The sequence below is a fragment of the Janthinobacterium sp. BJB446 genome (genome assembly GCF_002735655.1).
In the GTDB taxonomy this organism is placed as follows: Bacteria; Pseudomonadota; Gammaproteobacteria; order Burkholderiales; family Burkholderiaceae_D; genus Janthinobacterium; species Janthinobacterium lividum.
On the sequence record NZ_PDZK01000001.1, the window covers coordinates 1,380,428 to 1,404,389 of the forward strand.

Consider the following 23,962-nt stretch of genomic DNA (forward strand, 5'->3'; position numbering starts at 1 on the left):
CCTGTGGCAAGCAGTGCAAAGTAGTACAAAATGCGGATGTGGTGGAATTGGTAGACACGCTGGTCTTAGAAGCCAGTGCTTCGGCTTGGGAGTTCGAGTCTCCCCATCCGCACCAATCCGGGTTGTTCCAGCCCGGACGTGCAGCACCATCAAGTTGTTCTTCAGCCTCGTTGCAGGCGTCTTTCCTGTTGCCTTTCCTGTATTTCCGTCATCCGGGCTGCCTTTGTTCGCGCCATTTTTCGCCAGAGATCGGACGGCAGGGAAGGGCCCGGGCGGAGATTTGCCTGAAAAATGGCCAAATTGAGGTAAATCAAAGGTTTTTTGCCCGAAATCTTCGCTCTGGGCGCATTTCTTTGTTTCGGACGGGGCGCCAGTTCGCATATACTAATGAACGAAGCAGGCTGGAAAGCCTGTCTCTGGCGAAATAAAGAATGCCGGGGCAAGAGTAAAGACAGGGCACCCCCAGGCTGTGGCGATTCATTCGCCGCCGCTGGTATCCTCTGTGGCCGGGCTGCAAAGCCAGCCACTTTCCCGAAGTCCTTTGTTATAATGCCACGCTTTACCGAATGATGGCCGGCCCTGCATTTACTTAGAAGCAAGGCTGGACGCTCGGAGCCCTGTCGCAGTACTGGAAGCGGCGGATTGTTTGGTGCCTGGTGCGGGTTTTTCCCTCAGCCGGGTAGACCAGGTCCATTGTCCTGCTTGCAGTACTTTTACAGATGAATATGCGAGCGAGTGAAGCTGGACCCATGTCTTGTTGCCAGTGATGGCGCAAGGGGTCGGGTCTTCTTTTCTCGCACCAACAGTGTTTATTTTTTGGACGATTTTTTACATGGCAACTGCAGTCGAAACCTTGGGCAAACTCGAACGTCGTATCACGATCTCCTTCCCGCTGACGGACGTCCGCACGGAAGTTGAGAAGCGCCTGAAAGTGCAAGCCCGTACGGCTAAGGCACCGGGCTTCCGTCCGGGCAAAGTGCCGTTGAAAATGGTCGCAGCACAATACGGCTACCAAATTGAATCCGAAGTGCTGAACGACAAAGTCGGCCGCGCGTTCAACGACGCCGCCAACGAAAACAATCTGCGTGTGGCCGGTTTCCCGAACATCGTGCCGAAAGAAGAAGCAGCCGAAGGCCAGCTGGCTTTCGACGCAACGTTCGAAGTGTATCCGGAAGTCGCCATCGGCGACCTGACGGCCGTTGAAATCGAAACCGTGCAAGCCGACGTGTCGGAAGCCGAAATCGACAAGACCATCGACATCCTGCGCAAGCAGCGCGTGCACTTCCACACCAAGGGCGAAGCTGGCGAACACGGCGACGGCGGTGAGCCGATCGCTGCCAACGGCGACCGCGTGACCGTCGACTTCGTCGGCTCGATCGACGGTGTTGAATTCCCAGGCGGCAAAGCTGAAGGCTACGCTTTCGTGCTGGGCGAAGGCCGCATGCTGCCAGAATTCGAAGCAGCGACCCTGGGCCTGAAAGTAGGCGAGTCGAAGACTTTCCCGCTGTCGTTCCCAGAGGACTACCACGGTAAAGACGTTGCCGGCAAAACCGCTTCGTTCACCATCACGCTGCAAAAGCTGGAATGGGCGCACCTGCCGGAAGTCGATGCCGAATTCGCAAAGTCGCTGGGCGTTGCCGATGGCGACCTGGCCAAAATGCGCGAAGACATCAAAGTCAACCTGCAACGTGAAGTCGCTGGCCGCGTAAAAGCACGCAACAAGGAAGCCGTCATGGACGCGCTGATCAAAGTTGCTGAGCTGGAAGTGCCAAAAACGCTGATCGCTCAGGATTCCGAGCGCCTGGCCGAAATGACCCGCCAGGACATGGCGCAGCGCGGCATGAACGTCAAGGACGTGCCTTTCCCAGCAGAACTGTTCGCAGAAAAAGCCGAGCGTCGCGTACGCCTGGGCCTGATCCTGTCGCAACTGGTTGGCGACAACAAGCTGCAGGCTACGCCTGAGCAAGTCAAGGCGCAAATCGAAGATTTCGCCCAAAGCTACGAAGATCCACGCGAAGTGCTGAAGTACTACTACAGCGACCGTCGTCGTCTGGGTGAGATCGAAGCCCTTGTATTGGAAGAAAACGTCGTCACCTACGTGTTGGGCCTGTCGAAAGTCACGACGAAAGCAGTTGCTTTCGACGAACTGATGGGAAGCAACGCACAAGCGTAAACCAGTTGGTATTGGGATGCCATGATAGCTTTTAACACCTGATAAAACCGTAGCGAGCGGATGGGAGTTGTGGCTGAGAAGCGGAGCTGTGCGAATGCACGGGGACGCCGAGTCAGTGAGCATCGGAGGCCGCAAATCGCGACGCGCAGTAGGTTTTGTCAGGTGTCTCAAGGTGGTGGTAGTATCCCCTAACTGCTTCACAAGGAAATGAAATGACAGGTATGAACCGTAATCCGGCGCTGGACACAGAGATGCTCGGCCTGGTGCCGATGGTGGTGGAACAAAGCGGTCGCGGCGAGCGCTCGTATGATATTTACTCGCGCCTGCTGAAAGAACGCTTGATTTTCATGGTCGGCCCGGTCAATGACCAGATGGCCAACCTGGTTGTCGCCCAGCTGCTGTTCCTGGAAAGCGAAAATCCGGAAAAGGAAATCTCGCTCTACATCAACTCGCCAGGTGGTTCGGTCTCGGCCGGCATGGCCATCTACGACACCATGCAGTTCATCAAGCCGGACGTCTCGACCCTGTGCACGGGCATGGCTGCTTCGATGGGCGCTTTCCTGCTGGCCGCTGGCGCCAAGGGCAAGCGTTTCTCGCTGCCGAACTCGCGCATCATGATTCACCAGCCGTCCGGTGGTTCGCAAGGCATGGCGTCCGATATCGAGATCCAGGCGAAGGAAATCCTTTACCTGCGCACCCGCTTGAACGGCATCATGGCCGAGCGCACGGGCCAGACGATCGAACAGATCGCCAAGGACACCGACCGCGACCGTTTCATGTCCGCCGACGAGGCCGTTGAGTATGGTTTGATCGACAAAGTGTTGACCAGCCGCGCTTGATGAGCCCCTACCGGTATTGCTAAGTACGTAAGTTAACGCCCGGGCGCTCAAACGTTCGGGCGTTTCGCTTTTATTTCGGGTAGCATGGAGCTTGTGCGCGTTGTTGACTTGCGCCATGGCTAGCGGCCTTTACGGGCGGCAACCATCATCCGGCTTGCGATTTTGCAATATTGTTAATGCAGTTCCAACCAAAATGCCTTATGTCAGACAAAAAATCCTCTAGCGGCGAAAAATTACTGTATTGCTCGTTCTGCGGCAAAAGCCAGCACGAGGTGAAGAAACTCATCGCCGGCCCGTCCGTATTCATTTGCGACGAGTGCATCGACTTGTGCAACGACATCATCCGTGATGAAACGTCGAGCATCGAGACGGTGACCGGTACCAAATCCGACCTGCCGACGCCGCAAGAAATTGCCGCCTTGCTCGATCAGTACGTGATCGGCCAGCAGACTGCCAAGCGCATCCTGTCGGTGGCGGTGTACAACCATTACAAGCGCCTCAAGCACCTGGGCAAGAAAGACGACATCGAACTGGCCAAGAGCAACATCTTGCTGGTCGGTCCTACGGGTTCGGGCAAGACCCTGCTGGCACAGACCCTGGCGCGCATGCTCAACGTGCCGTTCGTGATCGCCGACGCCACCACCCTGACCGAAGCCGGTTACGTGGGTGAAGACGTGGAAAACATCATCCAGAAGCTGCTGCAAAGCTGCAACTATGACGTCGAGAAAGCCCAGCGCGGCATCGTCTACATCGATGAGATCGACAAGATTTCGCGCAAGTCCGACAATCCGTCCATCACGCGCGACGTGTCGGGCGAGGGCGTGCAGCAAGCCTTGCTCAAACTCATCGAAGGCACGATGGCTTCCGTGCCGCCACAAGGCGGCCGCAAGCACCCGAACCAGGATTTCGTGCAGATCGACACGACCAACATCATGTTCATCTGCGGCGGCGCCTTTGACGGCTTGTCGAAAGTGATCGCCAACCGTTCCGAAAAGAGCGGTATCGGCTTCTCGGCCACGGTGCGCAGCAAGTCGCAAAGCACGGCCAGCGAACTGATGTTGCAAGCGGAACCGGAAGATCTGGTCAAGTTCGGCCTGATCCCGGAACTGGTGGGCCGTCTGCCCGTCATCGCCACCCTGGCTGAATTGACGGAAGAAGCGCTGATCCAGATCCTGGTCGAGCCGAAGAATGCGCTGATCAAGCAGTATTCGAAGCTGCTCGAGATGGAAGGCGCGGAACTGGAGATTCGTCCTGCCGCCTTGCATGCGATCGCCAAGAAGGCGCTGGCGCGCAAGACCGGTGCCCGTGGCCTGCGTTCCATCCTGGAACATGCTTTGCTGGACGTCATGTACGAACTGCCGAGCGAACAAAATGTGGTGAAAGTCGTCATCGACGAAAATACCATCACCAGCGGCGCCAAACCTTTGTTGATTTATCAAGAGACTGCCAAGGCCTCCGGAGAAAATTGATTACTGCCGAGACAAATGCATAAAAAGGGTTTTGATTCCTTAATGCATGGCAGTACAATTTAAATCAATGAGTGCAGGCTTCAATCGGAAAGCCACTCGCGGCGCTTAGCTGCGCGTGGCTTTTTTACTGTGAAAACTGCATTTATTACCGTCATGCGGGTGTGTTTTGCGAAATAGACAGAAAAATGTTTGTTTCACAGAATTATTTATTCTCGCCGGTCTTGTGTTTTGGCAGCGAGCGCCAACATCGTAAACACGCTTTCTATAAGGTACGCCATGACAACTTCCAAATTAACTGAGCAAACTCAACTGCCGTTATTGCCGTTGCGGGATGTCGTCGTTTTCCCGCATATGGTGATACCGCTGTTCGTTGGCCGTCCAAAGTCGATCAAGGCGCTGGAAGCTGCGATGGAGCAGGGCAAGAGCATCATGCTTGCCGCTCAAAAAGCAGCCGCGAAGGACGAGCCGTCTCCTTCGGATATCTATGAAATTGGCTGCGTCGCCAATATTCTGCAAATGCTGAAGCTGCCCGATGGCACCGTCAAGGTGCTGGTCGAAGGCGCGCAGCGTGCCCGTATCAACCACATCAGCGATGCGCCGACGCACTTCATCGCCGACCTGACGCCGCTCGAGTCCGAGCCGGGCGACGAGTCGGAAGTCGAAGCCATGCGCCGCGCGATCGTGCAGCAGTTCGACCAGTACGTCAAACTGAACAAAAAGATTCCACCGGAAATCCTCGCTTCGCTGTCGGGCATCGACGATGCCGGCCGCCTGGCCGACACGGTGGCCGCGCATCTGCCGCTGAAGCTTGAGCAAAAACAGGTCATCCTGGAAATTTTCAGCGTGGCCAAGCGCCTCGAGCACCTGCTGGGCCAGCTCGAAGGCGAGCTCGACATCCTGCAGGTGGAAAAGCGCATCCGCGGCCGCGTCAAGCGCCAGATGGAAAAGTCGCAGCGCGAGTACTACCTGAACGAGCAAGTCAAGGCGATCCAGAAGGAACTGGGCGAGGGTGAAGATGGCGCCGACCTCGACGAGCTGGAGAAAAAAGTCGCTTCGGCAAAGATGCCGAAGGAAGCGCTCGACAAGGCCACCAACGAGCTGAAAAAACTCAAGCTGATGTCGCCGATGTCGGCCGAAGCCACCGTCGTGCGCAACTACATCGACACCCTGGTCAATTTGCCTTGGAAAAAGAAATCCAAGGTCAATAACGACCTGGCGAATGCGGAAAAAGTGCTCGAGGGCGACCACTACGGCCTCGACAAGGTCAAGGAACGCATCCTGGAATACCTCGCGGTGCAACAGCGCGTCGACAAGCTGAAAGCGCCTATCCTGTGCTTCGTCGGTCCTCCGGGCGTCGGCAAGACTTCGCTGGGCCAGTCCATCGCCCGCGCGACGAACCGCAAGTTCGTGCGCATGGCCCTGGGCGGCGTGCGCGACGAAGCCGAGATCCGCGGCCACCGCCGTACCTACATCGGCTCGATGCCGGGCAAGATATTGCAATCGCTGTCGAAAGTCGGCGTGCGCAATCCTTTGTTCCTGCTCGATGAAGTCGACAAGATGGGCGCCGATTTCCGTGGCGATCCATCGTCGGCCTTGCTGGAAGTGCTCGATCCGGAACAGAACCACACGTTCTCCGACCATTACATCGAAGTCGATTTCGACTTGTCCGACGTGATGTTCGTGGCCACGTCGAACTCGTACAATATTCCGCCAGCCTTGCTCGACCGTATGGAAGTGATCCGTCTGTCCGGTTACACGGAAGACGAAAAGACCAGCATCGCGCAGCGTTATCTGCTGCCGAAGCAGATCAAGAACAATGGCTTGAAGGAAGAGGAAATCTCGGTGGCCGAGTCGGCCTTGCGCGACATCATCCGCTACTACACGCGGGAAGCCGGTGTGCGTTCGCTCGAGCGTGAAGTGTCGAAGATCTGCCGCAAGGTGGTCAAGATGCTGCTGCTGAAGAAATCCGACAAGAAAGTCATCGTCAACTCGAAGAACCTGGATAAATTCCTTGGCGTGCGCCGCTATGATTTCGGTGTCGCAGAGAAAGAAAACCAGGTAGGCCAGGTGGTCGGTCTGGCATGGACGGAAGTGGGCGGCGATCTGCTGACCATCGAAGCCGTGTCGATGCCGGGCAAGGGCGGCATCATCCGCACGGGTACCTTGGGCGACGTCATGAAAGAGTCGATCGAGGCAGCCCGCACGGTGGTGCGCAGCCGGGCACAGCGCCTGGGCATCAAGGCGGACGTGTTCGAGAAGAGCGACATCCACATCCACGTGCCGGAAGGGGCTACACCGAAGGACGGTCCTTCGGCTGGCGCGGCCATGACGGTGGCGATGGTGTCGGTCTTCACGGGCATCCCCGTGCGCGCCGACGTGGCGATGACGGGCGAAATCACCTTGCGCGGCGAAGTATTGCCGATCGGCGGCTTGAAGGAAAAGTTGCTGGCGGCCCATCGCGGCGGCATCAAGACGGTCCTGATTCCAGAGCAGAATGTGAAAGACCTGGCCGATATTCCGGACAACGTCAAGAACAAACTGGAGATCGTTCCCGTGCGCTGGATCGACAAAGTGCTGGAAATCGCCCTCGAACGCATGCCTGAAGCGTTGGCGGACGTCGCTGCGGTGGAGGCTGTCACGGCTGCCGCGGCCAAGCCTGACGCGGCCGGCGAGGTAGTAAAACACTAACGTTTTACCCCTGTTTTCCCCAAACAAGCGCTTTTAGAGCGCTTGTTTTATATTGAAACGTGAATTGCGCCCCCAAAGCGCTTGACACATATACAGTGTGGCTTGTTTAATACGCCTGCACATTTTTTTCGCCGGACAGCTGTGGTGCCAAAAGTGCCGCAACGATACGGTAAACGTTTTATACCTTTGTAATTGGGGATGCTAGTGAACAAGACTGAATTGATCGACCACATTGCTGAAAAAGCTGACATTTCCAAAGCCGCCGCTGCGCGCGCACTCGACGCTGTTATCGGCGGCGTGACGGAAACTTTGAAAAACAACGACAGCGTGACGCTGGTTGGTTTTGGCACTTTCTCGGTCAGCGAACGCGCTGAGCGTACCGGCCGCAATCCGCGTACCAAAGAAGCGATCACGATCGAAGCTGCAAAAGTTCCAAAATTTAAAGCTGGTAAAGCTTTGAAGGATGCTGTAAACTAACGGACTTCGGTGAGGTGACAATCACCGGAAACATTTGGCGGCGCCTTCGGGTGCCGCGATTTCAGGGTTGAAGTTCTTTGAATCGCAACCCTGGATACAAATGCAAGTAGTACTGTGTATTTTTCGGAGTGGTAGTTCAGTTGGTTAGAATGCCGGCCTGTCACGTCGGAGGTCGCGGGTTCGAGTCCCGTCCGCTCCGCCAAAAAAATACGCTCTCAAGGAGTGGTAGTTCAGTTGGTTAGAATACCGGCCTGTCACGTCGGGGGTCGCGGGTTCGAGTCCCGTCCGCTCCGCCAGAATATAGAAGCCCGCGCTGCTGAATAAGTAGCGCGGGTTTTTCTTTTATGCGCCCGATTATCTTTGCCCCCCCTCGTTTTAATTCTGCCGCCATGCTTTTTCCGAATGGCCCGCGCGCGCATTTAAATCCGCTTTAAGCTTTGCCAGGTTTAATGTCCAGGCTGCCGCCTGGCTGGCCATGCGCCGCCAGGGCAGGGCGCGCGCCCTGATTTACTCTTGCTATAGCGCTATGGGCATTGTAGAATCAGGAGATAATGGCTTGGGCGTCAGAATCCTGCTTTAGTTCCAGCGCCAAGTTGTTGAATCTAAAGGGGAAGTGGACATCTGTCCCGTCCATTCCGCCGAAGAAATCAAGGCGAACGCATGTTCGCCTTTTTTTATAGTGATCCACTCATCCCGAATTGGCTGACCATGTTTGAATTTATTCGTACCCATCGACGCTTGATGCAGTTTCTCTTGATGCTGGTCATCGTCCCGTCTTTTGCACTGGTCGGTATCAGCGGCTACCAAAGCTTCGGCGATGGCGCGAACACCATCGCCAAGGTCGGCGACCAGGTCGTTACGCAGCAGCAATATGAAGAAGCGCAACGCCAGCAGATCGACCGCTACCGCCAGATGATGGGCGAGCAGTTCGACCAGAAAATGTTTGACACGCCGGAAGCACGCCAGAGCATCCTCGACAACCTGATCGCCGAGCGCGCCGTGGCCGCCGAAGTGGGCCGTAGCCACCTGGTCATCAGCGATGCAGTGCTGCAAAAGGAAGTGCTGGAAATCCCGGGCTTGACCTTGCCGGACGGTAAATTCGACCTGGAACGCTACAAGGCCATGCTGGCAGCCCAAGGCATGACGCCGCAGATGTACGATGCGCGCCGCCGCAGCGACCTGGCCCTGCAGCAACTGGCCGGCGCCGTGCAAGGCACCGCCTTCGCGCCGAGCACCGTCTCCAAGCGTTTGTCCGACATCACCTCGGAAGAGCGCGAAGTGCAGGAACTGCTGCTGCCGATCGCCCAGTACGTGCCGGAAGTCAAAGTGACGGACGCCATGATCAAGGCTTTCTATGACAAGAACAGCAAGTTCTTCGAGATCCCGGAACAAGCCAAGGTCGAATACGTCGTGCTGGACGACAGTGCTGCAGGCGAGCAAGTCGACGTCACCGACGCCGACGTGACCGGCTACTACGCGAAGAACCAGAAAGCCTACACGACGGAAGAAGCGCGCCAGGCCAGCCACATCCTCGTAGCCGTCAAGAAAGACGCCTCGGCCGCCGACAAGGCAGCCGCCAAGGCCAAGGCCGAAGCCATCCTGGCCGACGTGCGCAAGACGCCTGCCAGCTTTGCCGCCGTGGCGAAAGCCAAGTCGGAAGATCCGGCGTCCGCAGAGCAGGGCGGCGACCTGGGCGTGATTGGCAAGGATGGCTTGCCGGCACCGCTGCTGAGCGCTGTCGCGAAACTCAAGCAAGGCGAAATCAGCGACGTCGTCGCTTCCGATTTCGGCTTCCACATCCTGACCGTCACCTCGCTCAAGCCACAGCACGTGCGTGCGCTGGACGAAGTGCGCGGCGAAATCACGGCGGACCTGCGCAAGCAATTTGCCGCCAAGAAATACTCGGAAATGGCGGAAACGTTCACCAACACGGTCTACGAGCAATCGGACAGCCTGAAGCCGGTGGCCGACAAGCTGAAACTGAAAGTGGAAACTGTCGCCAACCTGTCGCGCACGCCGTCGCCAGCACTGGGCAAGGCACCGTTCAACAATGCCAAGTTCCTGTCGGCCATCTTCTCGAACGATTCGCTGAAAGACAAGCGCAACACGGAAGCCGTGACCGTTGCGCCGAACGTGCTGATCGCCGGCCGCGTGGTGGAATTCAAGCCGGCAACCAAGCGTCCGCTGGCCGAAGTCGAAGCGATGATCCGTCAGCGCGTGACCCTGGAAGAAGCGGAAAAGCTGGCCAAGAAAGCGGGCGAGACCAAGCTGGCCGCCTTGAAGGCATCCGGCGATGCGACGGGTTTCGGCGCGGCGCAATGGGTATCGCGCAGCAAGCTGGACGGCATCAACCGTGCCGCCATCGCGCAAGTCATGAAAGCGGACACGAGCAAGCTGCCAGCCTATGTGGGCGTGGACCTGCCAGCCCTGGGCTACGGCATCTACCGCATTGCCAAGGTGCAGCAACCGGAGCAAGTGGACGCGGCGCGCCGCCAGCAAGAGAAAGACCAGATCGGCGGCATCCTGGCGCAACAGGAAATGTTCGATTATGTCGAATACCTGAAAGCCAAGGCCAAGGTGAAGATCGTCAAGCCGGTCACCGCCCCAGCCACCCCGGCGCCGGAAGCACCGTAAGATTTAGTTTCCACGCATAAAAATAGCCGCTCTTGAGCGGCTATTTTTTTGTCTGCGAGTTGTGAGCCTTGTTTAACCCAAGGGCGCAAGACTGGGGTCGGACCCTCAGGGTCCGACCCCGGCAGTTCGGCCTACGGGGTGAAAATTGAGTGAGCTTCTGAGCCGGCTTACTTGGCCCCCAGCAACGGCGCCAGCTGTGGCCAGATGTTTTTCAGGATGGTTGGATGGGCTAGCGCATTCGGGTGCATGCGGTCGGCCTGGAACAGCTGCGGCTGGTCGGCGATGCCTTCGAACATGAAGGGCACCAGCGGTGCCTTCCATTCCCTGGCCAGCTTGCCGTACACGCCGTAAAACTGTTCGCCGTAGGCGCGGCCATAGTTGGGCGGCATGCGCATGCCCACCAGCACCACCTGCGCGCCCGATTTCTTGGCCGCCTCACCCATGGCGCGCAGATTCGCTTCGGCGGCCGCCACGGGCAAGCCGCGCAAGCCGTCGTTGGCGCCCAGTTCGATCAGCACGACATCGGGCTGGTGCCTGGTCAGCAGGGCGGGCAGGCGCGCGCGGCCGCCGCTGGTGGTCTCGCCGCTGATGCTGGCATTGACGATGCGCGTATCGTTCTTTTGTGCCTGCAGCCGCTGTTCCAGCAGCGCCACCCAGCCCGTGCCCCGTGCCAGCCCATACTCGGCCGACAGGCTATCGCCGAGCACCAGCAGCGTTTTTGGTGCAGAATAGGCGTTCGTCATGCTCGATACCAGCAGCAGGGCTGCCGCAGGAAGCAGGGACAGCGTGCGCCGCCGCATGCGGCTGCTGCCCTTGACACTTATTTGTTCACGAAATTTTTTAAGATAGATCAGCATGCCCGAATTCCCTAAAGCGACTTCCACCAGTTTTCTCCCGTCAGAAGCAGCGGCCCAGCGGCCCGCCGCACCCCACAGCCAAAATGCCCAGCCGGCCATCGAAGTGGTCCAGCTGGCCAAGCGCGTACCCGATGCCGATGGTGAGCTGACCATCCTGCATCAAGTCGATTTTACCGTGCAAACGGCGGAGACGCTGGCCATCGTAGGCGCCTCCGGTTCCGGCAAGTCCACCTTGCTCGGTTTATTGGCCGGCCTGGACACGCCGAGCGAGGGCAAGGTCATCCTCGATGGCACGGATATCTTCGCCCTCGACGAAGACGGCCGCGCCGGTTTTCGCAAGGAAAAGCTCGGTTTCGTGTTCCAGTCCTTCCAGCTGCTGGCCCACCTGACGGCGCTGGAAAACGTCATGCTGCCGCTGGAATTGCGCGGCGATCCTGACGCGAAGGAAAAGGCGCAAGCCATGCTGGGCAGAGTCAACCTGGGCAGCCGCCTGAAGCACTATCCGAAATACCTGTCCGGCGGGGAGCAGCAGCGCGTGGCCCTGGCCCGGGCGTTCGTGACGGAACCGCCGCTGCTGTTCGCCGACGAACCGACGGGCAGCCTCGATGCGGCCACCGGCGAGGCCGTGATCCAGCTGATGTTCGAGCTGAATCGCGAACGGGGCTCGACCCTGGTGCTGGTCACGCATGACAGCTCGATCGCGGCCCGCTGTGGCCGCACCATTACCATCTCGGCAGGCAGGCTGGTGTGATTGGTGCTGGTGATTGTCGGATTACGCGCTGGCGCGCTAATCCGACCTACTTGCCTGCCATCATCGCAGCCGTAGCTTGGATTAGCGCAGCGTAATCCAACACTCCCACGCCATACGCTTATGCCGACAAGGCATTGATCAACCGGCGGATGGCCGGGATCAGTTCCCCCGCCGTCAACCCGATGGGGCCGCTGCCTGCCGCCACCAGCGCATCGGCGGCCGCGCCATGCAGCCAGACGGCGCCAATCGCCGCCTCCCATTCCGGCCAGCCTTGCGCCAGCAGGCTGCCGCACAGGCCGGACAACACGTCGCCCGTGCCGGCCGTTGCCAGCGCGGGGCCGCCCGTGTTGTTGACGACGACCTGGCCGTCGGGCGCGGCGATCACCGTGCCCGAACCTTTTAATACCACGATCGCGCCCAGCTGCGTGGCCAGCTGGCGCGCCGCGCCCAGGCGGTCGGCCTGCACTTCGGCCGCCGTCATGTCGAGCAGGCGTGCCGCTTCCAGCGGATGCGGCGTCAATATCGTCGCTCCCGCACCCGTGCGCACGGCCAGCGCCGATTGCAGCTCCGGCTCGGCCGCCATCAGGTTCAGCGCGTCCGCGTCCAGCAGCAGGGGGCTGTCGCTGTCAATGGCACGCTGCAGCAGTTCCACCGTATCGGCCTTGTCGCCGAGGCCGGGGCCGGCCACCAGGGCCGCGAAGTGCAGGCCCGAGAAATCCACGTCCCTGGCGTGCCGGCACATCAGTTCCGGCTGGCCGCTGTCGAAGGCGGGCGGCGCGTCGGGAAACGCGATATATACGCGTCCCGCGCCCGCATGCAGGGCCGTGCGGGCGGCCAGGATGGGCGCGCCGGCCATGCCTTGCGCGCCGCCGATGACGGCCACGCTGCCGTAGCTGCCCTTGTGCGTATTCTGGCGCCGTGGCTGCAGCTGGCGGGCGAACAGGTGCAGGCCGCCCAGCTGCGCCTTCGCCGCGGGCAGCAGGGCAGGGGCTATGGCCAGGGCCGCCACTTCCACTTCCCCCGCATGGTCGCGGCCATTCGCCGTGTGCAGGCCCGGCTTGTCGCCGATGAAGGTGAGCGTATGCGTGGCACGGATGGCGACGCCGTCGATGGCGCCCGTGTCCGCGTGCAGGCCGCTGGGCACGTCGAGCGCCAGCACGGGGCAATCGAGATTGTTGACCAGCTGCGCCATGTCGCGGCATTCGCCGTCCAGGGGACGCGACGCGCCGATGCCGAACAGGCCGTCGATGACGAGGTGCCAGGGCGCCGCGCCCACTGCCGCAGACGCCATCGAGGTTGCCGCTTCCATGAAGCGCGCGGCGCTGTTGCGCGCGCGGCTCAGCGCCTGTTCGCGCTCGGGCGAGGTGGCTTGTGCCTCGGGCGCCAGCCAGACGAGCACCTCGGTGCCGCTGCCGGCCAGGTGCGCGGCCGCTTCCAGCGCGTCGCCGCCGTTGTCGCCGGGGCCGGCCAGCACCAGTACGCGCCGGTGGACCGCGCCGTCGCCATCTTCCTGGGCGTGCAGCAGCTTCAGGGCGGTACTGGCGGCAGCCTGGCCCGCGCGCTGCATCAGCAGCCCTTGCGGCAGGTCTTGCATGGCCGCTTGTTCGATGGCGCGCAGTTCGGCGATGGAGTACAGCGGTGTTGCAGAGTCGATCAGGGGCATGGAGCGTGTTCCGTTAGTCAGCATGTCTTCAACATAAGGCCGAAGCGGTCGAAAGGCAAGGCGCGCACGCCTGAAACGCGTCCCTGTTTGGCGGCTACAATAGCCATCTCACATAAGCGCGGGGGCAAGGCGATGGACTGGCAATTCTGGATCGACCGGGGCGGCACCTTTACGGACATCGTGGCGCGCCGTCCTGACGGCAGCCTGGCCACCTTCAAGCTGCTGTCGGAAAACCCGGGCCAGTACCGCGACGCGGCGCTGGCCGGCATGCGCCAGCTGATGGGCCTTGCGCCTGGCGCGCCGCTGCCCGTGGAACAGGTGGGCGCCATCAAGATGGGCACGACGGTCGCCACCAACGCGCTGCTCGAACGCAAGGGCGAGCCCACCGTGCTGGCCATCACGCGCGGTTTTCGCGACGCCTTGCGCATCGCCTACCAGAACCGCCCGCAGCTGTTCGCCCGCCAGATCATCCTGCCCGAACTGCTGTACGGCGACGTGATCGAGATCGATGAAAGGGTGGGCGCCCATGGCGACGTCGTGACGCCGCTCGACGAGGCGGCCGCGCGGGTGGCGCTGGACCAGGCCTATGCGCGCGGCGTGCGCGCCATTGCGATCGTGCTGATGCACGGCTACCGTTACCACGCGCACGAGGCGCGGGTGGCGCAGCTGGCGCGCGAGGCCGGTTTTACGCAGGTGTCCGTGTCGCACGAGGTCAGCCCCATGATGAAACTGGTGGCGCGCGGCGACACCACGGTGGTCGATGCCTATCTGTCTCCCATCCTGCGCCGCTACGTCGACCAGCTGGCGATGGAGCTGCCCGGCGTGCACCTGCAATTCATGCAGTCGAACGGCGGCTTGACGGATGCGCGCGCCTTCCAGGGCAAGGACAGCATTCTGTCCGGTCCCGCGGGCGGCATCGTCGGCATGGTGCGCGCCAGCGCGCTGGCCGGTTTCGATAGAGTCATCGGCTTCGACATGGGCGGCACGTCCACCGACGTGTCGCATTACGCGGGCGAGTTCGAACGCGTGTTCGAGACGCAGATCGCCGGCGTGCGCATGCGCGCGCCCATGATGAGCATACACACGGTGGCCGCGGGCGGCGGCTCCATCCTGCATTTCGACGGCGCCCGCTACAAGGTGGGGCCGGACAGCGCGGGTGCCAATCCGGGGCCCGCCAGCTACCGGCGCGGCGGCCCGCTGGCCGTCACCGACTGCAACGTCATGCTGGGCAAGCTGCAGCCCGCATTCTTCCCCCGCGTTTTCGGCCCCGACGCGAACGAAGCGCTGGATGTGGCCACGGTGCGGGCCCAGTTCGAGGCGCTGGCGCGCACGGTGAGCTCCACCCCGGAGCAGGTGGCCGAAGGCTATATCGCTATCGCAGTCGGGAACATGGCCAACGCCATCAAGCAGATTTCCGTGCAGCGCGGCCACGACGTCACCGAGTACACCTTGACCAGCTTTGGCGGCGCGGGCGGCCAGCATGCCTGCCTGGTGGCCGATGCGCTGGGCATGCGCACGGTGTTCATACACAGCCTGGCGGGTGTGATGTCGGCCTACGGCATGGGTCTGGCCGACCAGAGCGCCATGCGCGAACAGGCCATCGAGGCGGTATTGGGTGTGGATCTCGCTGGCGCTTTCGCGCAACTGGGCGAACTGGCGCGGGGCGACTTGCTGCGCCAGGGCGTGGCAGGCGAGTGCATCGCGCTGGTGCGGCGCGTGCACCTGCGCTATGAAGGCACGGATTCGGCCCTCGTCGTGCTGTTCGATACGGCCGCCGGCATGCAGGCGCAGTTCGAAGCGGCCTACAAAAAACGCTTTTCCTTTCTGATGCCGGCGCGCGCGCTGATCGTCGAGGCGATCTCCGTGGAAGCCATCGGCGCTTCCGATGCGCCGCAGCCGGCCGCGCCGGTCCATGCGGCGCGCGCGGGCGCGCTGGCGCCCGCGCAGACGGTGGACATGTACTGCGCCGGAGCGTGGCGCGACAGCGGCCTGTATGCGGCGGACAGCCTGCGTCCCGGCGATGCCATCGATGGCCCGGCCATCGTCAGCGACGCCAATGCCACCACCGTCATCGAACCGGGCTGGCGCGCGGACGTCACGGCGCATGGCCATTTGATCTTGCGCAGGGTGGCCGCCTTGCCCGAGCGGCACGCCATCGGGACGCACGCCGATCCCGTGATGCTGGAAATTTTCAATAACCTGTTCATGTCGATTGCCGAGCAGATGGGCCTGCGCCTGCAAAATACGGCCCATTCCGTCAACATCAAGGAGCGGCTCGATTTCAGCTGCGCCATCTTCGACGCGCAAGGTCATTTGATCGCGAATGCGCCGCACATGCCCGTGCACCTGGGCTCCATGGGCGAGAGCATCCGCACCGTCATGACGCGCAATGCGGGAACCATGCGGCCGGGCGACGTCTTCATGCTGAACGACCCGTACCACGGCGGCACGCATCTGCCCGACGTGACGGTCATTTCGCCCGTCTTCGATGCAGAGGGAGAATCCATCCTGTTCTACGTGGGCTCGCGCGGCCACCATGCCGATATCGGCGGCACCACGCCCGGCTCGATGCCGCCCGACTCCACGCGCATCGAGGAAGAGGGCGTATTGATCGACAATTTCAAGCTGGTGGACGGCGCCACGGGTTTGTTGCGCGAGGCGGAAACACTGTCCCTGCTGGCGGGCGCCAGCTGGCCGGCCCGCAATCCCCGGCAAAACCTGGCCGACCTGCGCGCCCAGGTGGCGGCCAATCAGAAGGGGGCCGAGGAACTGCACAAGATGGTCGCGCATTTCGGCCACGCCGTCGTGCAAGCCTACATGGGCCACGTGCAGGACAATGCCGAGGAAGCCGTGCGCAGGGTCATCACGACCCTGAAGGATGGCAGCTACGCGCTGGACCTCGATAACGGCGCGCGCATCCAGGTGGCGATCAAGGTCGACGTGGCGCGGCGCAGCGCCGTCATCGACTTTACGGGGACCTCAAGCCAGCTGCCGAACAATTTCAATGCGCCGTCCGCCGTCTGCATGGCGGCCGTGCTGTATGTGTTCCGTACCCTCGTCGACGACGAGATTCCCTTGAACGCGGGCTGCCTGAAACCTTTGACCGTGATCATCCCGCCCGGCTCCATGCTCAACCCGCAGTATCCAGCCTCCGTCGTCTCGGGCAACGTGGAAACCTCGACCTGCATCACGAACGCCCTGTATGGCGCGCTGGGGGCGATGGCCGCCTCGCAGGGGACGATGAACAATTTCACGTTCGGCAGCGCCAAATACCAGTATTACGAGACGATATCGGGCGGCTCGGGCGCCGGCCCCGGTTTTGACGGCACGGACGTGGTGCAGACGAACATGACCAATTCGCGCCTGACGGACCCGGAAATCCTCGAGTGGCGCTTCCCCGTGCGCCTGGACAGCTACAGCATCCGCGCGGGGTCGGGCGGGGCGGGGCGCTGGCACGGCGGCAATGGCGGCGTGCGCCGCGTGCGCTTCCTGGAGCCGATGACGGCGGCGATCCTGTCGAACAACCGGATTATTCCGCCGTTCGGCATGGACGGCGGCGAGGCGGGCGCGCTGGGACGCAATTACGTGGAGCGGGCGGACGGCACGGTGGAGCACCTGGCGCATATCGGCAAGACCGGCATGCTGGCGGGCGACGTGTTCGTCATCGAGACGCCAGGCGGCGGCGGTTACGGCAAGACGGAATAGGCCATGTCGGCACTGGCACTGGCACCGCTGAGCTGCGCGCGCACCTGGCCCACGTCGCGCATGGGCGCGCGGCCGAACTGGCGGCTGTATTCGCGGCTGAACTGCGATTCGCTGGCGTAGCCGACGCGGTAGCCGGCCGTGCCCGCGTCGATCTGCTCGACCAGCATCAAGCGCCGCGCTTCCTGCAGGCGCAGCAGCTTCTGGTACTGCATCGGCGTCATGGCCGTGATCGCCTTGAAGTGGTGGTGCAGCGACGACATGCTCATGTTCGCCATGCCGGCCAGGTGCTCGATGCGCAGCGGTTCGCAATAATTGTGCTTGATCCAGTCGATGGCTTGCCCCACCTGGTGCGACTGGCTGCTGGCCAGCGCCATGTGGCGCAGGCGCGCGCCGACTGGACCATTGAGCAGGCGGTAGGTCAGCTCGCGGCGGATCAATGGCGCCAGCGTGGCGATCTCTCCCGGCTTGTCGAGCAGGCGCACGAGGCGCAGCATGGCATCGAGCAGTTCGGCCGACACGTCGCTGACGGAAATGCCGCGCGTGGCAGGCAGGATTTTCTGCTGCGCCGCGCTTTCGCTGCTGCTTTCGCTGTCGAGCAGCGCGGCCACGTCGGCGATGTCGATCCCCAGCACCACGCACAGATGCGGCTTGTCCACGCTCGCTTCCACCACGCGCACCTGCACCGGCAGGTCGACGGAGGTCAGCAGATACTGCATGCGGCTGTAGTGGAAGGTTTCGCTGCCCAGGGTGACGTCCTTCGCCCCTTGCGCAATGATGGCCACGCTGGGGCGCGCCGCATGGAACAGCGATTCCGTGACGGACGACTGGCGGTGGAAGGTGAGGTTGCCGATGGCCGTCGTGTAGTCGCCCGTGCGCGGCGCGTGGCGGCTGATCAGGGCGGCGATTTCATCTTGCGGCGGGAGTGGTGTGGACAGGGTGGACATGTGGGCCAGTATGCGTCAGGTAGGTAAGGGCAGGGGCTGATCTTACGCAGATTTGGAGGATCGTGCAAAGGTCTTGCAGGATCGCGATAACGGCGGCCGGGCATCTCGGGCACACTTGTGCAATCGCATGCACGGCACGCGTCACCCCCTCGTCACACACATATAGATACTGGAGTTTTCATGACCACCATCGCCAAAGGCTACGCCGCACTGGGCCCGACTTCCGCACTGCAACCGTTCACGTTCGAGCGCCGCGCCCCGCGCGAAGACGACGTGGCCATATCGATCAAATATTGTGGCGTGTGCCATTCCGACATCCACCAGGCGCGCGACGAATGGGGCGGCGCCGCCTTCCCGATGGTGCCCGGCCATGAAATCGCCGGCGTCGTCACGGCCGTTGGCGCCAACGTCAGCAAGTTCAAGGTGGGCGACCATGTGGGCGTGGGCTGCTTCGTCGATTCCTGCACCACTTGCAAGACGCGCAACGTGGACCTGGAGCAGTATATGCCCGGCCTCATCCAGACCTACAACGGCCTGGAAGCGGACGGCAAGACGGCCACGCAGGGCGGCTACTCGGACAGCATCGTCGTCAAGGAAGGCTATGTGCTGTCGATTCCCGACAACCTGCCGCTGGACGCGGCCGCACCGCTGCTGTGCGCCGGCATCACCCTGTATTCGCCGCTGAACCACTGGAAGGCCGGCCCTGGCAAGCAGGTCGCCATCCTCGGCATGGGTGGCCTGGGCCACATGGGCGTCAAGATCGCCCACGCCATGGGCGCCGAAGTGACGGTGCTGAGCCAGACCCTGTCGAAGCGCGAAGACGGCCTGCGCCTGGGCGCCAATCATTACTACGCCACCAACGATGCGGAAACGTTCAGCAAACTGGCCGGCACGTTTGACCTCATCATCTGCACGGTGGGCGCGTCCATCGACTGGAACCAGTACATCAACCTGCTGAAGGTCGATGGCAGCATGGTCATCGTCGGCATCCCGGACGGCGCCGTGCCGCCGATCAGCGCCTTCGGCCTGGTGGGCGCGCGCCGCAGCCTGTCCGGCTCCATGATCGGCTCGATCAAGGAAACCCAGGAAATGCTGGATTTCTGCGGCAAGCACAATATTGTGTCGGACATCGAGATCATCCGTATCCAGGATATCAATGAGGCGTTCGAGCGCGTGGTCAAAAGCGATGTCAGATATCGTTTTGTGATTGACATGGCGTCGCTGTAACACCCGGCGCGCCTGTGTTTGTTGGATTACGCGCTTTGCGCTAATCCAACCTACGCATATCCAGCGTTCTGGTAGGTCGGATTAGCTCGCAGAGCGTAATCCGACATCCCGCCAAATCACCCCATCCCCGCCAAAAATCAAGCTCCCCTATCAATTTTTCTTTCCTTGCGTCAAAAATCGGCATAAAATGAAACCGTACAGTACAGTTTCACTACGTAGATTTAAAAAATCAGCCATCCCCGGCGCGTTGGCCTGGGCAGGGGAGGCGTCATGGATAAAAAATGGACACTTCAGTAAATAAGGGAGCGCCGGCAATCCCGGTGGTCTTCAGGGGCAAGCGGCTTGCTCTGACGGTTTTTGGCATTTTCCTCGGCTTTTCCGGCCTGGCCCTGGCGGCCGGTGGCATCGAACTGATTACCCTCGGCGGTTCCTGGTATTACCTGCCGGCCGGTCTGGGCCTGCTCCTCGCCGGCGTGCTGTATTTGCGCCGCAAGCCGCTGGCCAGCAGCATCGTCGCCGTGCTGGTCGTCGCCACCCTGGTCTGGGCCGTATGGGAAATCGGCTTCGCCTTCTGGCCCATGGTGCCGCGCCTGGCGCCGTTCCTCGTCATCGGCCTGGTGGCCGCCTTGCTGCATCCGTGGCTGGCGGGCCGCAAGCACAATGGGCAGTCGGGCGGCTTCGCGGCCCTGTTTGCCGTCGTGCTGGTAGCCGGTTTCGCTGCCATGTTCAAGCCGCACGGCGTGCTGGAAGCCACCGCGCAGCCGCGGCAGGATGCCGTGAAGGCCATCAATGACGGCAGCGCCAACTGGGCGCATTATGGCTATGGACCGCAGGGCACGCGCTTCGCGCCGTACACGCAGATCGACAAGGCTAACGTCGATCAGTTGCAGGTGGCGTGGACCTACCGCTCGGGCGAACTGGCCGAAGGCGCGTCCGAATCACAGAATACGCCGCTGCAGATCGGCGACACCATCTATACGTGCACGCCGACGAGCAAGGTCATCGCGCTGGACGCGGACACGGGCAAGGAACGCTGGACCTTCGATCCGAAGCCAGCCAACACGAAGACGTGGAACCGCTGCCGCGGCGTCGGCTATTACGAGCCGGCGAAAGTGACAAAGCCGTTCCGTTTTGACGGCATGCAGGCGGCCAGCGCGCCGGTGGCGGGTGCGTGCGCCAGGCGCATCGTGCAAGTGACCATGGATGCGCGCTTGATTCAGATCGACGCGCAGACGGGCAAGCAGTGCGAGGGCTTTGGCGACAAGGGCTCGGTCGACCTGACCGTCGGCCTGGGCAAGGTCAAGATGAACGTGCCGTACTACGCCTACACGTCCGCGCCCACGGTGGCGCGCAACCTGATCATCCTTGGCGGCTGGGTCTTCGACGGACGTTCCACGGATGAACCGTCGGGCGTCGTGCGCGCCTACAGCGCCGACACGGGGGAACTGGTGTGGGCCTGGGACCTGGGCAATCCGGCCATCACCAAACTGCCGCCGGAAGGGCAGACCTACACGCGCAGCACACCGAACATGTGGTCGACGCCCGCGTTCGACGATGCGCTGGGCCTGGTGTACCTGCCGACGGGGAACGAGCAGCCCGACTTCTGGGGCGGCAAGCGCCCGCCGCTGACGGAAAAATATGCGTCGGCCATCGTCGCCCTCGACATGGCCACGGGCCGCGAGCGCTGGACGTATCAAACCGTCCACCACGATATCTGGGACTACGACGTGGCGGCGCAGCCGGCCCTGTACGACGTCCCGGACGGCAAGGGCGGCAAGATTCCCGCGCTGGTGCAGCTGACCAAGCGCGGCCAGATCTTCATGCTGGACCGCCGCACGGGCAAGCCGATCGCCGAAGTCGTCGAAAAAGCCGTGCCGCAGGAGCACGCGGCCGGCGACTGGGTATCCAAAACGCAGCCATACTCCACCGGCATGCCGGCCCTGGGTGCGGAAACGCTGACGGAGCGCGACATGTGGGGCGCCACCTTCTTCGACCAGCTGGCGTGCCGCATCAGCTTCCGCAAGCTCAATTACCAGGGCGAGTTCACGGCGCCAAGCACGAAAGAAACCCTGATCTACCCGGGCTACTACGGCGGCTTCAACTGGGGCGGCGCGGCCGTCGATGAAAGCAATGGCTATATGTTCGTCAACGATATCCGCATGCCGCAAGTGGTCAGGCTGGTGCCGAGAGAAACGGTAGATGTGGCCAAGCTGACCTCGGGACATGGCGTGGGCAGCACCTATCCGATGGATGGCACGCCCTTCGTCATCGATCACAAGGCGTTTAACTCTCCGCTGGGCATTCCCTGCCAAAGTCCGCCGTGGGGCGTGTTTGCCGCCATCGACCTCAAAACGCGCACGAAAGTGTGGGAGCGTCCGGCCGGCACGGTGCAGGATGCCGTCATCAATGGCGTGCGCGCCCGGCTGCCTGTCCCGCTGGGCATGCCGACCCTGGGCGGCGGCATGAGCACGGCGTCCGGCCTGGTGTTTTATGCGGGCACGCAGGATTATTATTTGCGCGCCATGGATATCGCCACCGGCCGCGAAGTGTGGAAGGCGCGCATGCCGGTCGGCTCGCAAGGCACGCCGATGACGTATGTGTCGCCCAGGTCGGGCCGCCAGTATGTCGTGGTGGTCGCGGGCGGCGCCCGCCAGAGCCCGGACCGGGGGGATTACGTGATAGCATACGCGCTTCCCAAGACACAGTAAGAGTTTGCTTCATGCCCCAGTTGCTCACCGTTCCAGCTTCCCCGACTACCCGAAGCGAGGAGCGGCGGCGCAAGCTGCTGGTGGCGGCAGCGCACCTCTTCCTCGCATCAGGCTATGACGGCGTCAGCATGGACGCCATCGTGGCCGAGGCGGGCGGCTCGAAAGCCACCGCCTACCGTTACTTCGGCAGCAAGCAGGAGCTGCTGGTGGCGGTGGTGGAATACCTGTGCGCCGATTTCATCATCGACTTGCGCCGTCTCGATACCTCGCAAGCGGGCCTGGAACAGGGCTTGCAGCTGATCCTCGATGAACTGGTGGCCGTCGTCACCAGTCCCCGCCACGTGGATTTCTACCGCCTCGTCGTCACGGGCGCGGCCGCCGTGCCGGCCGTGGGCCTCACCTGGTACGAACACGGCCCGCAAGTGTGGCACGCGCTGATCCTGCGCCTGCTGGAACAACAGCGTACCCGGGGCCGCATCGCGCCCGACACCTCGTTTTCCAATTTGCCGCAAATCCTGTTCGATGCCGTCTTCTCGCACCTCACCACGCGTACCGTCATGCTGGGGCAGGGCGGCGATGCGGCCACGTTCCGGCCCTTGATCGCGGAGCTGATCGAACTGGTGGTGGCGCGGGTGGAGCGTGGCCCGGATTAGGCCAGGAAGGGTTGCAATCCGGCTGGCGCGATCTCGCGAATCGCACTCACGGATATGCTGCCGGTTGCGATGGCCTCCGCCGGCGCGCGCAAGCCGCGAGGAGTTCCAATATGCCGGCAACTCGCGCCAGACATGCAGGCCGTCTGCAGCGCCGCTGTACCGTCCCGCCAGACTACCCCGAGCCTTCCGGTCTTCATCTTGCATTGTTTGCAACTGGGACATTTTGTCTCAATGTATGGAAATTGTTTTAAAGTAGTATGCATCAAAGCGTGCAGCAACACCAACCTTGAGCAGACGCTGCTGAAGCAGTGTTTTGAGGTAGCGCTCCTCACGATAGATAGTGTCAAGTAATAGACTGGAAATACGCAAAATGATGGATTGGACCCCTATAGTCTTCGTTACGTTCAAGGCTCTCGTGCTCGGCACGGGCATGTTCTTCGCCATCAAGTGGCATTACGATCAAGGGAAGAAGGATAAGGATAAGGCGAAGCAGAATCGCGCGGTGCTGCGCGCGAGCGGCAAGGTGGTCGCAGGCTTCGTGCTATTGCTCATGGGCCTGGGACTCGTCACCTTCGTCATTGTGCGGATGGTCGGTCTGGACATGACCCTCCCATGATGGCAAAGAATAATCGGCCGATATCCAGTGATGCGGCAGCCATTCCTCAGGACGTCTTCTGCGGGAGCTGTTCGGCAAGCCCGATGAGGATGCCTTCAGGGCCACGGATGTAGCAGAGCCGATACATGTTTTCGTACTGGACGACTTCGCCGGCCAGCTTCGCGCCGCGTTTGACGAGCCGGACGAGCGTATCGTCGATATCGTCGACGGTAAACATGACACGCAGGTAACCGAGAGCGTTCACTGGGGCGTTGCGGTGATCGGCGGCCACGGGCGGCGCGAGGAAGCGCGATAATTCGAGACGGCTGTGGCCGTCCGGCGTACGCATCATGGCAATCTCGACGCGCATGCCGTGCAGTCCGGTGACGCCATCCGCCCAGTCTCCTTCAACCGGGGCGCGCCCTTCGAGAGCGAGGCCCAGTTCGGTGAAGAACTCGATGGCGGCATCGATGTCTTCTACCACGATGCCGACATTGTCCATACGCTTGACTGTCATGTTGCCTCCTGGGTGCCTAACGTCAACTGGACGTCAGATTAACGCCTTACGCATGCAGCATG

The 23,962-nt window shown here is 61.7% G+C and carries 16 protein-coding genes, 3 tRNA genes and 1 pseudogene; 15 read left to right on the forward strand and 5 right to left on the reverse strand.

Annotated elements, in window-relative coordinates; translation table 11 throughout:
• The first annotated feature begins 32 nt into the window (after positions 1–32).
• The 9 genes from CSQ92_RS06085 (at position 33) to CSQ92_RS06125 (ending at position 10,280) form a co-directional block, all read left to right on the forward strand.
• Positions 33–115 (forward strand) — tRNA-Leu (locus CSQ92_RS06085).
• A gap of 717 nt (positions 116–832) precedes the next feature.
• The gene (tig, locus tag CSQ92_RS06090; protein ID WP_070256539.1) at positions 833–2,173 is read left to right on the forward strand and encodes a trigger factor; all 1,341 of its coding nucleotides are present in this window, start codon (positions 833–835) and stop codon (positions 2,171–2,173) included.
• A gap of 221 nt (positions 2,174–2,394) precedes the next feature.
• Positions 2,395–3,012: an ATP-dependent Clp endopeptidase proteolytic subunit ClpP gene (gene clpP / locus CSQ92_RS06095; protein ID WP_369811567.1), complete on the forward strand. Its 618-nt coding sequence runs from the start codon at positions 2,395–2,397 to the stop codon at positions 3,010–3,012.
• 200 nt (positions 3,013–3,212) lie between these two features.
• Complete coding sequence (gene clpX / locus CSQ92_RS06100; protein ID WP_034787303.1) at positions 3,213–4,481, forward strand: ATP-dependent Clp protease ATP-binding subunit ClpX; 1,269 nt, start codon at positions 3,213–3,215, stop codon at positions 4,479–4,481.
• A 276-nt stretch (positions 4,482–4,757) separates the two neighbouring features.
• Positions 4,758–7,169, forward strand: coding sequence for an endopeptidase La (lon, locus tag CSQ92_RS06105; RefSeq protein WP_034787304.1), 2,412 nt, complete (start codon positions 4,758–4,760; stop codon positions 7,167–7,169).
• Between the two features lie 204 nt (positions 7,170–7,373).
• The gene (locus CSQ92_RS06110; RefSeq protein ID WP_010398442.1) at positions 7,374–7,646 is read left to right on the forward strand and encodes an HU family DNA-binding protein; all 273 of its coding nucleotides are present in this window, start codon (positions 7,374–7,376) and stop codon (positions 7,644–7,646) included.
• Between the two features lie 125 nt (positions 7,647–7,771).
• Positions 7,772–7,848: transfer RNA gene (locus CSQ92_RS06115), tRNA-Asp, on the forward strand.
• A 17-nt stretch (positions 7,849–7,865) separates the two neighbouring features.
• Positions 7,866–7,942: transfer RNA gene (locus CSQ92_RS06120), tRNA-Asp, on the forward strand.
• Positions 7,943–8,354: 412 nt separating this feature from the next.
• Positions 8,355–10,280 (forward strand): SurA N-terminal domain-containing protein, encoded by a 1,926-nt coding sequence (locus CSQ92_RS06125; RefSeq protein WP_170846246.1) that lies wholly within the window; start codon positions 8,355–8,357, stop codon positions 10,278–10,280.
• Between the two features lie 167 nt (positions 10,281–10,447).
• Here the strand turns inward: CSQ92_RS06125 and CSQ92_RS06130 are convergent, their stop codons facing one another.
• Entirely contained in the window at positions 10,448–11,137 is a 690-nt protein-coding gene (locus CSQ92_RS06130) for an arylesterase (protein ID WP_099393532.1), read from the reverse strand.
• On the opposite strand from CSQ92_RS06130, the gene CSQ92_RS06135 reads away from it, so the two are divergent.
• The gene (locus tag CSQ92_RS06135) at positions 11,136–11,888 is read left to right on the forward strand and encodes an ABC transporter ATP-binding protein (protein WP_052140565.1); all 753 of its coding nucleotides are present in this window, start codon (positions 11,136–11,138) and stop codon (positions 11,886–11,888) included. The two genes, CSQ92_RS06130 and CSQ92_RS06135, sit on opposite strands and share 2 nt — an antisense overlap.
• Before the next feature lie 118 nt (positions 11,889–12,006).
• On the opposite strand, the gene CSQ92_RS06140 is transcribed toward CSQ92_RS06135, so the two are convergent.
• Positions 12,007–13,551 carry an NAD(P)H-hydrate dehydratase gene (locus tag CSQ92_RS06140; protein WP_099393533.1) on the reverse strand — a complete coding sequence of 515 codons (1,545 nt, stop codon included), beginning with the start codon at positions 13,549–13,551 and terminating at the stop codon, positions 12,007–12,009.
• 132 nt (positions 13,552–13,683) lie between these two features.
• On the opposite strand from CSQ92_RS06140, the gene CSQ92_RS06145 reads away from it, so the two are divergent.
• Complete coding sequence (locus CSQ92_RS06145; RefSeq protein WP_099393534.1) at positions 13,684–17,256, forward strand: hydantoinase B/oxoprolinase family protein; 3,573 nt, start codon at positions 13,684–13,686, stop codon at positions 17,254–17,256.
• Here CSQ92_RS06145 and CSQ92_RS06150 read toward each other — a convergent pair.
• Positions 17,238–18,200, reverse strand: a complete 963-nt coding sequence (locus tag CSQ92_RS06150; protein WP_143450292.1) for an AraC family transcriptional regulator — start codon at positions 18,198–18,200, stop codon at positions 17,238–17,240. The two genes, CSQ92_RS06145 and CSQ92_RS06150, sit on opposite strands and share 19 nt — an antisense overlap.
• A gap of 180 nt (positions 18,201–18,380) precedes the next feature.
• Here CSQ92_RS06150 and CSQ92_RS06155 point away from each other — a divergent pair, with 180 nt between their 5' ends.
• From CSQ92_RS06155 to CSQ92_RS06165, 3 genes are all read left to right on the forward strand, one after another.
• The gene (locus CSQ92_RS06155) at positions 18,381–19,427 is read left to right on the forward strand and encodes an NAD(P)-dependent alcohol dehydrogenase (RefSeq protein ID WP_034787320.1); all 1,047 of its coding nucleotides are present in this window, start codon (positions 18,381–18,383) and stop codon (positions 19,425–19,427) included.
• Positions 19,428–19,708: 281 nt separating this feature from the next.
• Positions 19,709–22,135 (forward strand): membrane-bound PQQ-dependent dehydrogenase, glucose/quinate/shikimate family, encoded by a 2,427-nt coding sequence (locus CSQ92_RS06160; RefSeq protein ID WP_099393535.1) that lies wholly within the window; start codon positions 19,709–19,711, stop codon positions 22,133–22,135.
• Positions 22,136–22,146: 11 nt separating this feature from the next.
• A complete protein-coding gene (locus CSQ92_RS06165) occupies positions 22,147–22,788 on the forward strand; it encodes a TetR/AcrR family transcriptional regulator (RefSeq protein ID WP_099393536.1) in 642 nt (213 codons plus the stop codon).
• A 35-nt stretch (positions 22,789–22,823) separates the two neighbouring features.
• Here the strand turns inward: CSQ92_RS06165 and CSQ92_RS29605 are convergent.
• Positions 22,824–22,977, reverse strand: a pseudogene (locus CSQ92_RS29605) (PLP-dependent aminotransferase family protein); the annotation flags it as partial.
• 181 nt (positions 22,978–23,158) lie between these two features.
• Here CSQ92_RS29605 and CSQ92_RS06175 point away from each other — a divergent pair.
• A complete protein-coding gene (locus CSQ92_RS06175) occupies positions 23,159–23,404 on the forward strand; it encodes a hypothetical protein (RefSeq protein ID WP_034787325.1) in 246 nt (81 codons plus the stop codon).
• Between the two features lie 46 nt (positions 23,405–23,450).
• Here the strand turns inward: CSQ92_RS06175 and CSQ92_RS06180 are convergent, their stop codons facing one another.
• Positions 23,451–23,900: a VOC family protein gene (locus CSQ92_RS06180; RefSeq protein ID WP_099393537.1), complete on the reverse strand. Its 450-nt coding sequence runs from the start codon at positions 23,898–23,900 to the stop codon at positions 23,451–23,453.
• Positions 23,901–23,962: the final 62 nt, after the last annotated feature.

Coding starts and splice junctions, on each gene's coding strand:
- tig (WP_070256539.1), top strand. CDS start 833: ATGGCAACTGCAGTCGAAACCTTGGGCAAACTCGAACGTCGTATCACG.
- CSQ92_RS06135 (WP_052140565.1), top strand. CDS start 11,136: ATGCCCGAATTCCCTAAAGCGACTTCCACCAGTTTTCTCCCGTCAGAA.
- CSQ92_RS06180 (WP_099393537.1), bottom strand. CDS start 23,900: ATGACAGTCAAGCGTATGGACAATGTCGGCATCGTGGTAGAAGACATC.
- CSQ92_RS06165 (WP_099393536.1), top strand. CDS start 22,147: ATGCCCCAGTTGCTCACCGTTCCAGCTTCCCCGACTACCCGAAGCGAG.
- CSQ92_RS06130 (WP_099393532.1), bottom strand. CDS start 11,137: ATGCTGATCTATCTTAAAAAATTTCGTGAACAAATAAGTGTCAAGGGC.
- CSQ92_RS06145 (WP_099393534.1), top strand. CDS start 13,684: ATGGACTGGCAATTCTGGATCGACCGGGGCGGCACCTTTACGGACATC.
- CSQ92_RS06155 (WP_034787320.1), top strand. CDS start 18,381: ATGACCACCATCGCCAAAGGCTACGCCGCACTGGGCCCGACTTCCGCA.
- CSQ92_RS06140 (WP_099393533.1), bottom strand. CDS start 13,551: ATGCCCCTGATCGACTCTGCAACACCGCTGTACTCCATCGCCGAACTG.
- CSQ92_RS06150 (WP_143450292.1), bottom strand. CDS start 18,200: ATGTCCACCCTGTCCACACCACTCCCGCCGCAAGATGAAATCGCCGCC.
- CSQ92_RS06125 (WP_170846246.1), top strand. CDS start 8,355: ATGTTTGAATTTATTCGTACCCATCGACGCTTGATGCAGTTTCTCTTG.
- CSQ92_RS06175 (WP_034787325.1), top strand. CDS start 23,159: ATGATGGATTGGACCCCTATAGTCTTCGTTACGTTCAAGGCTCTCGTG.
- lon (WP_034787304.1), top strand. CDS start 4,758: ATGACAACTTCCAAATTAACTGAGCAAACTCAACTGCCGTTATTGCCG.
- clpP (WP_369811567.1), top strand. CDS start 2,395: ATGAACCGTAATCCGGCGCTGGACACAGAGATGCTCGGCCTGGTGCCG.
- clpX (WP_034787303.1), top strand. CDS start 3,213: ATGTCAGACAAAAAATCCTCTAGCGGCGAAAAATTACTGTATTGCTCG.
- CSQ92_RS06160 (WP_099393535.1), top strand. CDS start 19,709: ATGGACACTTCAGTAAATAAGGGAGCGCCGGCAATCCCGGTGGTCTTC.